Raw genomic sequence first — 12857 nt, forward strand, 5'->3', positions numbered from 1 at the left:
TGTCGTACTGGTAGTTGTTTTGAGCGCGTAGGGGGATAATTGACTATCCCTTTTGAGCAAGTCTTAAAGAATCTGCGTGTCTTTAGACCGCAGAGTGTCAACACCATACAAAACGCGATGAGCGCAAGCAAAACCTTTATGGGGAGAAAGGTATTTTTGATATCCGCTAATTGCAGAAACACTAATGTTTCTACTCACAGCATCCCATAGAGAAATTTGCATATAAAAATCCCGTTTTTATGTGGGGATATAGTGAAGAAGCAGGTTAGCAGGGAGCAGGGGAAATTATTTGTATTTTTCCCAGTTCCCAGTCCCCAGTTCCCAGTCCCCAGTCCCCAGCCTAAACCAGAAAACCAACAACTTAGTTAATATTAGAATTTTTTGTAGTTATCATTTACAAAAATCTACTCATAACCCCTGATTGAGTATTTTTACTTGCGTTTTTATGACGAAATGTTAAGGAATATTGCAATTCTGTCAAAACATTAAGCTTGAGCGTCATATCAGCCGAAACTCCATGATAGGATGCTTTCGGTAAATGTGAAGATTGGGAGTAAACCTTTGACATTACGGGTTGCTGTTGTGGGTTCGGGCCCAGCCGGTTCATGCGCTGCTGAGACATTAGCAAAAGCTGGCATTGAAACATATTTATTTGAGCGCAAGCTAGATAACGCTAAACCTTGCGGGGGTGCTATTCCCCTGTGTATGGTGAGTGAATTTGATCTACCTCCAGAAATCATTGACCGTCAAGTGCGGAAAATGAAAATGATTTCTCCCTCTAATCGTGAGGTAGATATCAATCTGGTAAATGAAGAAGAATATATAGGAATGTGCCGTCGTGAGGTTCTGGATGGTTTTCTCCGTAACCGTGCGGCTAAATTAGGCGCAAACTTAATTAACGGTACAGTTCAAAAACTGGATATACCCACCAATAACAATGATCCCTATACAATTCATTATTTTGATCATGCCGTAGGTGGTGATAGGGGAGAACCTAAAACCCTAAAGGTAGATTTGATTATTGGTGCTGATGGTGCTAACTCCCGCATTGCTAAGGAAATGGATGCAGGGGATTACAATTATGCGATCGCCTTCCAAGAAAGAATTCGCATTCCTGAAGACAAAATGGCCTACTACCATGACTTAGCGGAAATGTATGTAGGTGATGATGTTTCTACTGACTTCTACGCTTGGGTATTTCCCAAATACGATCACGTAGCAGTTGGTACTGGCACAATGCACGTTAACCAACGAGACATCAAGAAATTACAAGCTGGTATTCGCGCCCGTGCTGCGGAAAAATTAGCTGGTGGTAAAATCATCAAGGTAGAAGCTCACCCCATTCCTGAACATCCCCGTCCTCGTCGTGTAGTTGGCCGGATCGCTTTGGTTGGTGATGCTGCGGGTTATGTTACCAAGTCTTCTGGTGAAGGTATTTATTTTGCAGCGAAGTCTGGGCGGATGTGTGCAGAAACCATTGTTGAGGTTTCTAACAATGGTGCGCGTATTCCTTCTGAGAAAGAGTTGAAACTTTACATCAAACGTTGGGATAAGAAATACGGACTCACTTACAAAGTGTTGGATATTCTGCAAACCGTGTTCTACCGTTCCGATGCTACCCGCGAAGCGTTTGTAGAAATGTGTGATGACATGGATGTACAACGGCTAACTTTTGATAGCTATTTGTATAAAACTGTTGTTCCAGCTAACCCCATTACACAATTGAAAATTACAGCGAAAACCATAGGTAGTTTGTTACGTGGTAACGCACTTGCTCCTTAATGGGTGACTGGGGACTTGGGACTGGGGACTGGGGACTGGGAATGTTAATTTTTTATTTTTTCTCATTCCTGGATATCCTGATTGCTGTAGGGGTTTAGCAAAAGCTGATTTTTCTCAACTTGAGGTTAAAACCATCACCGGACTGGGAATAAATTCCCAGTCTCATAGTAAAAAGCATTTGGGTGATAATTTGACGGAAAAATAAGACATCTAGATAACCCAAGTTGCTAGTTATGGGGAAGAGCGATAGCTACGCTGCACTTCGTGAACGCTAGGGTGAAGTTTGGGAAATAATTAGGGAATAGGGAATAGGGAATAAATCAAGTCAAAAGTCAAAATTAATAAGTTTTGCCTCCTGCCTCCTGCTTCCTATCACCAATCACCAGCATTAATAGTTGCTTGAGGTAAGATCAGCATGGCATCACCAAAGGAATAAAAACGATATCGAGATGCGATCGCTTGTTCATAAATTTTTAACAATCTTTCTCTACCAATCAACGCACTTACCAGCATCAATAAACTAGAACGGGGTAAGTGAAAATTCGTAATCAAACCTTGTACCACTCGCCATTGATAACCAGGATAGATAAATAAATTTACCTTGCCCACATAAGGTTGTAAATCCCCTGATTGTGCCGCACCTTCTAACGCCCGGACTACTGTAGTACCAACGGCAATAATTCGCCCTCCAGCAGCCTTAGTAGCCTTAATTTGTTCTACTGTAGCATTACTAACTTCAATCCATTCTTCGTGCATTTGGTGAGTTGTTACATCTTCTACTTCCACTGGACGAAAAGTACCCACACCGACGTGCAAAGTTAAAAAAGCTTGATTAATGCCAATATCGCGTAATTTTTGTAAAAGTTCTGGTGTAAAGTGTAACCCGGCTGTGGGTGCAGCGATCGCCCCCTGTTCCTGGGCATAGACAGTTTGATATTGTTCATCAGCAGCAGAGGAAGCATTAATATAAGGAGGTAAAGGTATTTCCCCGAACTTCTCCAATACTTGCACCAAAGGCACATTTTCCGGTAAATCAAACTGCAATAACCGCCCCCCAGTGGCTTCATCTCTTTCTACAACTGTGGCTGTTAGTTCATTACCCGCAGCTAATTTTTGCCCATCAAAAATAATCTGAGTTCCTGGTTTAAAGTATTTTCCCGGCTTCACCAAAGCCAACCAACGGTTATGCTGTCGTTCTTCCAACAGCAAAACCTCTACCTCCGCACCCGTAGATTTGCGGCCATATAACCTGGCTGGAATAACTTTCGTATTATTCATCACTAACAAATCCCCAGATTTGAGTATTTCCACTAAATCTCGGAAAATGTAATCAAGTGCTGGTTTTTCTACTCCCGTACTCAGGGAATCTATCACCAACAAACGAGAACTATCTCTAGGAACAGCCGGGTTTTGGGCAATTAATTCCGTCGGTAGTTCATAATCATAGCCAGATAAAGAACGGTCTAAATCCACACCTTGATTTTCTAAGTTAGACATTTTTCTAAAAGGTAAACAGGGAATAGGTAATGGGTAATGGGCATTGGGCATTGGGCATTGGGTTATTCATCCTCCCAGTCACCAGTCACCAGTCCCCAATCACCAATCACCAATCATCAAAATTGGGTAAATCTCCCCATATAAAAACGGGGACTTTTACCCTAGCAGGAACTATCCTTGAACCAGGAAGATATAGATGTAGGATTAGATTTGATCCCAAACACCATCATGGAATATTTATATTACCTGGCAAATGCTAGTCTAACGCTCAGGGTAGTTCAACACCTGCACAACAGACCCCAAACTCCTGTTTCTTTTATCACCGTAATTCATCAAATTGATGGTTGGGTAGTGAGGATTAAACTTAGAGAACCGATCTCAGCCCAAGAAGACGGTGATTTTCGGGCTTTCTTCAATGAATTAGGAATTAGTTATGAGCCACCTATGAGGATACAAATGGCACTTTGGAGCTTGGAGGCGGGACAGTATCCCGTGGACGTAATGCGTCGCTACCAAGTAGCTATTGTATCTCATGGTAGTCCAGAAAAAGAAGAAATCGAAGCATTCAGACAACAGTTTGTCCAAGGTTTGGGCTATTGTCCAGAAACTTTGGCTTGAAAATAGGTGACAGGTGACAGGTGACAGGTGACAGGTGACAGGTGACAGGTGACAGAAGGAAGTTTACCAATTACCAATTACCAATTACCAATTACTAATTATCAATTTATGGTTGATAGATCAAAAGCTGCTGGAATGTATTCGAGCAGCTTAAAGTCATATCCTGGTATTGATAAATTAGCTAGGGTTTCTGGGGTAAATCTTGCCCCCTGAAGATTTTGGGACAAGGGTTGACAAAAGACAATAGCGACATCAAAACGACAAGAATAATCAGCTTTTTCAGGATACTGATCTAAAAATATTCCTGCTGTGTGACAGAGTTTTGCTTGTTTTTTTGGGGTGATAGCGTTTCTACCTCCAGCATCCCAACTACCAGCACTGCGGGTTTTTACCTCTACAAATGCCAGTATTGAGTTTTGATGATTGGTAGTTTGCTTGTTTGCTGTTTCTTTTGTATCATGGTACTGGGCAATAATATCAATTTCTCCCCAGCGACAAGAAAAGCGACGGTGCAGAATTTCCCAACCTGTAGATTTTAACCACTGTGCTACTAGGTCTTCTCCTATGTTACCAATATCAGCATAATTAGATGGAGGAGGTTTAGACATGAATTAATAAACCCAATACAAAAAATACCATGAATATTAAGTATCGTTTTTTGTCACTTATCCTCAGTTTACTGCTTTGGGCGCTCATTCCCATAACGGCATTAATAGGTTTAGCATCACCAGCTTTAGCACTAGAATACAACAAAGAAATTTTGATAGAAGCAGATTTTTCTGGACGTGATTTAACAGACTCTAGCTTTACTAAGGCTAACCTTCGTCAGAGTAATTTTAGTGGTGCTAACTTGCGTGGTGTGAGCTTTTTTGCTGCAAATCTAGAATCAGCAAATTTAACGGGGGCTGATTTAACTAATGCTACCTTGGATTCTGCACGTTTGATTAAAGCCAATTTAACTAATGCTGTTTTGGAAGGTGCATTTGCGGCTAGTGCCAAATTTGATGGTGCTATAATTGACGGAGCAGATTTTACTGATGTGTTGCTGCGTTCAGATGAGCAAAAAAAATTATGCAAGTTGGCTAAAGGTACTAATCCTGTCACGGGTAGGGATACAAGAGATACTTTATTCTGTCCGTAGTTACTACTATTCGGCTATCAGCAGTCAGGAGTTAATGGTCAGCTTGATCAAACATTGTGACTCCTGTGTAGGGGTTTAGCAATGCTCATTGGTGTCAACTCAGACCACAAATAGCTTTTTTGTTTAGCTTCCAAACCCGCCCGGAACTTAAGTTCCGGTATAAGCTAGAACGTCGATTCAGTAATGCTAGGTAATCTGTTTTTACCTTGTAGGGGCGAAGCATTCGGGTGATAACCTATCGCTGAAAGCAGTTCATATTCTGTCCGAATGCTATACGCCCTTACGATTAATAAATCGGTGTTCTAGAGAATGTTTCTAACTGAGATGGGTGAAGTGATGGAAGCTAATAAACTAATTCCGAAAATTGCAATTATTACCCCTATAATAGCTCTCAAACTGACTTTTTCACCCATAAAGATAGCAATGGGAATTACAAGTATAGGGCTGGTTTGCATGAGGGTTGAGGCAATACCCACGTTAGTTAATTTAATGGCTGTTTGTTGTAACCAAATTCCTAAATAAGTGCCTAAAAAAGCAGCTAAAAAACTGGCTAATATAACTCGTTTTGACTGCCAATAAGGATATACAAAGACGTTATTTCTCTGATTGGGCAAAAATGCCCAAATTAAAATTATTAATACTCCGGCAATTAATCTGAATAATGCTGCCCACAAAGGGGAAATATTCGTACCTGTAAATGCTGCACGGGAAAAAACAGCACCGATGGCGTTAGCTACTGCTGCTAACAAACCTAACCCTATTCCTGGCCATAGTTGTGTGGTTGCACCTTCACCATTATTACTGACTCTTTCGGTAACAACCCAAGCAACACCCAAAATAGTGAGTAAAATACCACACCAAGCATTGATGTTCAGACTTTCTTGGAGAAAAATTGTAGCAGCGATCGCACTCATGGGAGGGGCTAAAGTTCCCAACAGCAAAACCCGACGTGCGCCTAGTCTGTTAATAGCTGCTAAAAAAGCTGTATCTCCTAAACCAATACCTGCTGCACCACTGAGGAGTAGAAATAATAAGTTTAAGGGTGCAAGGGTGGGTAAAAAATCACCGCTGATGACGATTGTAATTAGCAACAGGGCGATCGCTATTATGCCTTTGATTAAATTTAGCTGTAAGGGCGGAATGCGTTGCCCTAATACTCCATATACCACGGAAGCGATCGCCCATAAACAGGCAGCAGACAAGGCTGCTAATTCACCTCTACCATTAGTTAAGCCAATAACTAAGAAACTATTAAAAATGATCTTAACTCCCCAAATAAGCCTGGAAACTATTTTTATAATATATCAAATATATATTAAATAATGGCACTCAAAATTAGCACTCTCAGTTCACAAGTGCTAATTTTTAAAAAAATTTTAAAAAATTTTAAAATCAGTAGATTGAACTTGTAATTTCTGTTTTTTGGCGTTATATTTGAATATATAGCAATCATATTTGATGCTGAAATCACTCATAAAAAATTAAATAGGTTACAGATTCCAGTCAATAGACTAACAACTCAACAGATTTGGAGGATGGGCATGAACTATACTTTTGACATTGTAGGAGTATCTCCAATTTTATACTTTTTCAATCACCAACAACAAAGTTTAGAAAAACCTCTACACCAAAAAGTTGAATATTTGGGAACTCAAACTTGTACATTAGATGCGTTTCTAGAATCTGTAGAATCAGTTCCAACTGCTGGTAGTTGGAATTTAGATCAAGTGGTAGATACAGTGATTGAATTTTGGTTGAATAATGCAGAGACTATTCAATATTGGAAAACTAGATTACAAGATGCTGGTAAAGATAATTTGCTGGTGGCTAGAGTTGGGGAAATTACAGCTTTACAAGCAGAATTTGAATCTCTGTTAGGTAAAAATTGGTGAGTCATTCGATTTTGGATTTTAGATTTTGGATTTTGGATTGAATCTACTCCTGACTCCTGACTCCTGACTCCTGACTCCTAACTCCTAACTCCTTACCACATTTATTCGTTTTCTAATGCTTGCAAAATTTTCCGATATAAATCTTCTACTTTCTGTATTTGTTGCTCTCCCAGTAAGGCATAATGAGCTAAACCAGGGGCGCTATTAATTTCCAACAGAGTATAATCTACAGTATAATCTACTATGGGTTGAGTAATATCAGCGGTGAGAATATCTACACCTGCTAATCTCAAACCCATATCTTTAGTGATATTAATCGCCAATTTTTGAAAATCAGGATGAATATTTTCCGTGAAGTCTATTGCATCACCACCTGTAGATAGATTTGCGTTGTCTAAAAGATAAATTAAAGTATCTTCAGCAAGTACACTATCAAAGCTCAGATTTTGTTTGTTTAATTTCTTGATAATGCGGAAATCTTCGACATCAATTAATATTTTTTCCCCTGTTTTGATTAACTGTTCACGTTTATTTTGTAGTAATTCTAAAATAGTAGATTTACCATCACCAGTGACAGATAAAGGTATTCTTTGATAAGCCGCTATAACTTCATTATCTAAAACTAAAATCCTAAAGTCATTACCTTGATAAAATCTTTCTACAATTAAGACAGACTGAGTAGCAAGTATTTTTTCTGCTACTTGATAATATTCCTGTTTATTATATACTTTAGTAACTAAAATTCCTAAACTGAGATTTAAAGGTTTAACAATTACAGGGAATCCTAATTCTTGGGCATAGTTCCAACCATCATGGATATTTCTGGGGTTGGCGACTTTTGCACACATTTTATCATTAAAAAATGTTTTTCCTTCCGTAACTTGATAACCAAGTTTACCCAAAAAATAATTAGAAAAGGCTTTATCTTGTGCTAAATTTGCCGAACCAAAACCATTAATATTGAATCTCGTGTTATCAAAAACGGTTATTTTCCCATTTTTAAACGTAATATGTCCAATTAGTTCATATTCAGGTTCTATTAAAATAGAAGCGCCCATTTCTGTAGCAACTTTTTTTAAAATTGATGCAGTGAATTTCATACAACATTCCTGTTTAATGTATCAGATGATTTCCCAGATTAGTAGGGGGCAATACGCAATATATATTCTCACAAATTGTAGATTCATGCTACAATGATTTACAAATTGATATGTAATTTTGTCTAAGTAAGAGGTAAATTTTTAACGAAAAATGTTGTTTTATTTACCAAGCATTCAGCACTGTTAATATTAACTTTATTTGTGTATCGTGAAAATTCTGGAAATAATATTTTCTAGGTTTTATTGCCTAGTAAAAACAAATTGTTGCACTAAGTATTGACAATCCAAGAATTATGTAATAACAAAGTGGCATCATCAATTAAAGGCGCTAGTGTTATTCCCCCTAAGAGACACACTAACGCCAATCAATCAAATTCATACGGATAATATAATCATGCCACAAAACACAGATGACAAAGATACCAAATCAAAAAATCCAGCAATTTCTTATAGAAATCGGCTGAATAGTTGGGCTATAGCTCGTGTGGTTGCGAATCAAGAGCGTATAATTATTGCCAGATTCCGTAGTCGTTCAGATGCAGATGGTTATATTCAGCACTTGCGTCAACTCATACCTGATGGTTCTTTCGAGATTTTCTTTGATTCTCAACGGGAAGCAGCAGCGATTTAAGCTTTGAGTTATCAATTGATAATTGTTTGATTCAACGTTTAAAAACTTCGCTTTACAGGGTAAAAAGCCAAAAATTTCGCTTTTTCAAGCCTCTCCTTTCAACGGAGAGGTAATTGTCAATTTTTCATTGTTAATTGTCCATTATTGAAGTGATCCTCAGATTCCCGACTTCGCAAAGAAATCGGGGATCTATATCCGAGTTGAGGAACTGGCTAAACAGTAAGCTACGGTTTCTAATATTTTGAGTGCTTGTAAGGAACTACGAATCAAGCGGGTAGCAGCTAGGGGTTTACGGATGAATGTTAAGGCCAGGGGTAGAGGTTGAAGTGAACCATCGGCACTAATGGCTGTTGTCAGGTCAGGTATATCATAGAGAGTATCATCACTAACGACTCGTAATATTGCGGTTGATATCCCCAGTGGCTGGAAAAATTCTAAGAATGTGAATCCTTCCATATCAACAACATCAGCGCCAGATTGTAGATGTAAATTTTGTTTTTCTGCTGCTAGGGATATGACGCGATCGCTCGTTAATCCCTGAACAAAAGCTACTTTATCCCCAAGTTGGTTATATATCTCTGTGATCAAGGTGCGATCGCACTTTTGCAGATTTCTTTGATACATACAATCTCGATAGAGAACTATATCACCAACCTTGTAATGCTCATTTAAACTGCCACATAAACCCATTAGCAGCACGCGTTGATTGAGTTGATTTAAATGTTGACAATTTTTTTCCAAAAACTGGTACAGTGATTTCATTCCCAGGGGTATTGCTATCACCTGCGGTTGCAAACCTTTAACACGACTTAAACCACGACAAACGGCTTGGTTTTCTGCTCCTTGGGGTACTAAAATTGTGTTAATCATTCCTGTTATTTTTAATAAGCTGTTACACAGCTAAATTGTATAATCCTAATATTCTGAACTCTTGTTTAACAGGCAAGATGCCTGTTCCACTTATACAAATTAAATGCACAACAGCTTACCCTTTGGTAATACCAATTCTGTATGAAGATGCGCTAAATTATATAACGAACCGCAAAGGACGCAAAGAACACAAAGAAAGAGGTCAGAAAATTTAGCGCAGCCTCATAAAGAAACTGTATAAACTGCTTTGTGTCTAAGTGCCTTCATAGTTAATTTAATATGTTTTTTAATCTTTTTCAAAATCCTCAATCAGTAAATTCTAATTTTCAAGTAATACCTAATTGGTATGTAGCTTATGGAAAATTAGATAATAATGTAGATGCTTTAAAAGCAGATTTTACCTGGCAAGATCAACAATTTGCTGTTATTTCTGCTTCCGAAAATTTTGCCATTAGTCTTAACGAAAGATTTGTATTAGTTGGTGATATATGGTTAAGTAATCGTTTAGAACTCCTCCAAAGAATAAATATTGATTCTACCCAAAAAATCAGTAATCAACAAATAATTGTACAACTTTGGGAAAAGTATAATTTTCAATGTTTAACCCTATTATTAGGGATGTTTAACTTAGTAGTTTGGGATCGAGAAAAGCAAGAATTATATTTAGTCAGAGATGCCATAGGTAGTCGAACTTTATATTATACAACTAAAGGTTCAACTTGCTGGATTGCTCCCAAATTAACCACCCTTGCACCTCATAGAAACAATGACTTAGATTTAATAGCATTAAGAGATTATCTTTATTGTGCATTTGTTCCAGGAGAAAGAACACTTTGGAAAAATGTTAAAGAAATGCGTCCTGGCACACTTATAGAAATGCCTTCAAATCAAGTTTATCATTATTGGCAACTCCAAGAAAAAGTAATAGATGTTAATCAACCTTTAGAATGGTATAGCGAGAAATTAAATGCTTTATTAAAACAAGTTATCAAAGAATATTTACCAGAAAATCAACCTTTAGGAGTATTTCTTTCTGGTGGTTTAGACTCTAGCAGTATTACCGCATTAGCAGCAAAATTACATAACGCACCAGTGCATACTTATTCCATTCATTTTGGTACAGAAACACCCAATGAATTAGAATTTTCTAGCTTAGTTGCACAACATTGTCAAACACAACATCACATTTTAGAAATTACCTTTCGGGAAATGTGGGAACGTTTACCAGAAACAATGTTATATTTAGATGATCCTATCGGTGATCCTTTAACAGTACCAAATTTATTAATAGGTAAACTAGCGAGAAAAAATGTAGAGATTACATTAAATGGAGAAGGAGGAGATCCTTGTTTTGGAGGTCCAAAAAATCAACCAATGTTGATTAATAGTTTATATAGTACAATTAATAATCAAGATGCTTTAACAGCTTATTTAATATCTTTCCAAAAATGTGCTTTAGACTTACCACAACTATTAAAACCGGAAATTTGGCAAAGTGTAAAAAACGAATCTTCTGTATTTTACCATGATTTAAATGCCGATATTAATTATTTAAATAGATTAATGAAATTGAATATTAAATTTAAAGGAGCAGATCATATTCTCACCAAGGTAAATAACTTAACTCAAGCAGCAAATTTACAAGGTTTATCACCCTTATTTGATCAACGAGTAGTTGACTTGAGTATGCAAATTCCCCCAGAATATAAACTTTCAGGAGTGGAAGAAAAAGCAGTTTTGAAAAAAGCAGTCAGTGATATTTTACCAGATACAATTATTCAGCGTCCTAAAAGTGGAATGATGGTTCCTGTACAATTAGGATTTAGGAAATATTGGCAAAAACAAGCGCGGAAATTGTTGTTAAATAGAAATAGTGAGATTTCCGCTTATATTAATCAGGATATTTTGCGAAACTGGTTAGATTTTAAAGGTGATATTTGGGGGCGTTATGGTGTTAAACTATGGTTATTGGTAAGTTTGGAAATTTGGTTGCAGGTAAATACATCAGTATTAAAGAAATAGTCAAATGTTAAAAGAACTTCATTTAAGGTCTGTTGGACCATCTGCTCAATTTGATGTTGAATTTGCCGATAGAGTTAATATCTTTACTGGTGATAATGGACTAGGTAAAAGCTTTTTATTAGATGTTGCTTGGTGGGTACTTACCGGAAATTGGGTAGAACAAATTGCTTATCCACAAAGAAATACAGAACAACACCCAGAAATTATATCCCAAATTGAAACTAAATATGGTTTAAAAGATTATCAAAGTGGATTTAATTTTTCTGAACAACAATGGTTAAAAAACCAGTTACCTCCTGAACTAAACGAGGTAGTTATTTTTGTTAGAGTTGATGGTAGTTTCTCAGTTTTTGACCCTCTTCGTAGTCGTGAGAGTGCTTATAATTTTACTACAGATACTCTTTGGAATGGCTTAAAGTTCAAAAGAAAAGTTATTTGTAACGGTATAATTCAAGATTGGGGAACATGGCAAAATAAACCACAAAAATCACCATTTCAAATTTTATCTAATGTAATCAAAAAACTTGCTCCCCATCCAGATGAATGGATAGAAATAGGAGAACCAACACGCGTATCTGTAGATGATGTGAGAGACATTCCTACAATTAATCTTCCTTACGGTAATATTCCCATTACCCAAGCATCAGCAGGAATGAAGAGAATTTTGGGACTTGCTTATTTATTAGTATGGACTTGGTATGAACACCTAAAAGCTGCTGAACTAACACAGCAAGAACCAATGAATCAAATAGTTTTACTAATTGATGAAATAGAGTCTCACCTGCATCCTCGCTGGCAAAGAGTCATCTTACCATCTGTTTTATCAGTAATCAATGATGTATTACAAGATATGCCTTTTGTCACTACTCCGCCTATTTTTATTCCTTACCGCATCGAAAATATACAACAAAATATGAAAATACAAACTTTAGTTACTACTCATTCTCCACTGGTTTTAGCTTCATTAGAACCACTTTTTGATGAAGATAAGGACAAATTATTTCTATTTGAAATGCAAGGAAAAGACGTTGAACTGAATGAAATTTTCTGGACTAAACAAGGAGATACAGTAGGATGGTTAACTTCCGAAATATTTGGACTAAAACAAGCGCGTTCTCAAGAATCAGAAATTGCTATTGAAGCAGCAGAAGCGTGGATGCGTCATAATGATATGAGCGATTTTCCCGAACATTTGAAAACACAATCACAAATACATCAAGAACTGCTAAAACTTTTACCAGGACATGATCCATTTTGGCCGCGCTGGATAGTCACAGCAGAAAGAATCAATTCAGGTTTATAAG

General features: G+C 37.3%; 12 protein-coding genes and 1 pseudogene. 7 read left to right on the plus strand and 6 right to left on the minus strand.

Annotated elements, in window-relative coordinates; translation table 11 throughout:
• Positions 1 to 93 precede the first annotated feature (93 nt).
• A pseudogene (locus H6F47_RS13040) lies at positions 94 to 222 on the minus strand (membrane protein insertion efficiency factor YidD); the annotation flags it as partial.
• 339 nt (positions 223 to 561) lie between these two features.
• On the opposite strand from H6F47_RS13040, the gene chlP reads away from it, so the two are divergent.
• Positions 562 to 1782: a geranylgeranyl reductase gene (gene chlP, locus H6F47_RS13045; protein WP_347237698.1), complete on the plus strand. Its 1221-nt coding sequence runs from the start codon at positions 562 to 564 to the stop codon at positions 1780 to 1782.
• Positions 1783 to 2154: 372 nt separating this feature from the next.
• On the opposite strand, the gene queA is transcribed toward chlP, so the two are convergent.
• Positions 2155 to 3279 carry a tRNA preQ1(34) S-adenosylmethionine ribosyltransferase-isomerase QueA gene (gene queA / locus H6F47_RS13050; RefSeq protein WP_190346421.1) on the minus strand — a complete coding sequence of 375 codons (1125 nt, stop codon included), beginning with the start codon at positions 3277 to 3279 and terminating at the stop codon, positions 2155 to 2157.
• A gap of 228 nt (positions 3280 to 3507) precedes the next feature.
• On the opposite strand from queA, the gene H6F47_RS13055 reads away from it, so the two are divergent.
• Positions 3508 to 3897 (plus strand): hypothetical protein, encoded by a 390-nt coding sequence (locus tag H6F47_RS13055; protein ID WP_096565090.1) that lies wholly within the window; start codon positions 3508 to 3510, stop codon positions 3895 to 3897.
• A gap of 101 nt (positions 3898 to 3998) precedes the next feature.
• Here H6F47_RS13055 and H6F47_RS13060 read toward each other — a convergent pair whose 3' ends face one another.
• A complete protein-coding gene (locus H6F47_RS13060) occupies positions 3999 to 4505 on the minus strand; it encodes a YraN family protein (RefSeq protein WP_096565088.1) in 507 nt (168 codons plus the stop codon).
• Positions 4506 to 4534: 29 nt separating this feature from the next.
• Here H6F47_RS13060 and H6F47_RS13065 point away from each other — a divergent pair, with 29 nt between their 5' ends.
• Positions 4535 to 5038, plus strand: coding sequence for a pentapeptide repeat-containing protein (locus H6F47_RS13065; protein WP_096565086.1), 504 nt, complete (start codon positions 4535 to 4537; stop codon positions 5036 to 5038).
• A 302-nt stretch (positions 5039 to 5340) separates the two neighbouring features.
• On the opposite strand, the gene H6F47_RS13070 is transcribed toward H6F47_RS13065, so the two are convergent.
• Complete coding sequence (locus H6F47_RS13070; RefSeq protein WP_096565084.1) at positions 5341 to 6276, minus strand: DMT family transporter; 936 nt, start codon at positions 6274 to 6276, stop codon at positions 5341 to 5343.
• Positions 6277 to 6579: 303 nt separating this feature from the next.
• Between H6F47_RS13070 and H6F47_RS13075 the strand changes: the two genes are divergently transcribed.
• A complete protein-coding gene (locus tag H6F47_RS13075) occupies positions 6580 to 6930 on the plus strand; it encodes a hypothetical protein (RefSeq protein ID WP_137668382.1) in 351 nt (116 codons plus the stop codon).
• A gap of 101 nt (positions 6931 to 7031) precedes the next feature.
• On the opposite strand, the gene H6F47_RS13080 is transcribed toward H6F47_RS13075, so the two are convergent.
• A complete protein-coding gene (locus H6F47_RS13080; protein WP_137668381.1) occupies positions 7032 to 8030 on the minus strand; it encodes a cyanophycin synthetase in 999 nt (332 codons plus the stop codon).
• Positions 8031 to 8424: 394 nt separating this feature from the next.
• Between H6F47_RS13080 and H6F47_RS13085 the strand changes: the two genes are divergently transcribed.
• Positions 8425 to 8661, plus strand: a complete 237-nt coding sequence (locus H6F47_RS13085; RefSeq protein ID WP_137668380.1) for a hypothetical protein — start codon at positions 8425 to 8427, stop codon at positions 8659 to 8661.
• A 189-nt stretch (positions 8662 to 8850) separates the two neighbouring features.
• On the opposite strand, the gene H6F47_RS13090 is transcribed toward H6F47_RS13085, so the two are convergent.
• Positions 8851 to 9531, minus strand: a complete 681-nt coding sequence (locus H6F47_RS13090; RefSeq protein WP_096565076.1) for a phosphorylase — start codon at positions 9529 to 9531, stop codon at positions 8851 to 8853.
• A 279-nt stretch (positions 9532 to 9810) separates the two neighbouring features.
• Between H6F47_RS13090 and H6F47_RS13095 the strand changes: the two genes are divergently transcribed.
• Together H6F47_RS13095 and H6F47_RS13100 are read left to right on the plus strand one after the other, a co-directional pair.
• Positions 9811 to 11553 (plus strand): asparagine synthase-related protein, encoded by a 1743-nt coding sequence (locus tag H6F47_RS13095; RefSeq protein WP_190649521.1) that lies wholly within the window; start codon positions 9811 to 9813, stop codon positions 11551 to 11553.
• A 4-nt stretch (positions 11554 to 11557) separates the two neighbouring features.
• The gene (locus H6F47_RS13100; protein WP_137668378.1) at positions 11558 to 12856 is read left to right on the plus strand and encodes an AAA family ATPase; all 1299 of its coding nucleotides are present in this window, start codon (positions 11558 to 11560) and stop codon (positions 12854 to 12856) included.
• Position 12857: the final 1 nt, after the last annotated feature.

The sequence above is a fragment of the Sphaerospermopsis sp. FACHB-1094 genome (assembly GCF_014696195.1).
Classification (GTDB): domain Bacteria; phylum Cyanobacteriota; class Cyanobacteriia; order Cyanobacteriales; family Nostocaceae; genus Sphaerospermopsis; species Sphaerospermopsis kisseleviana.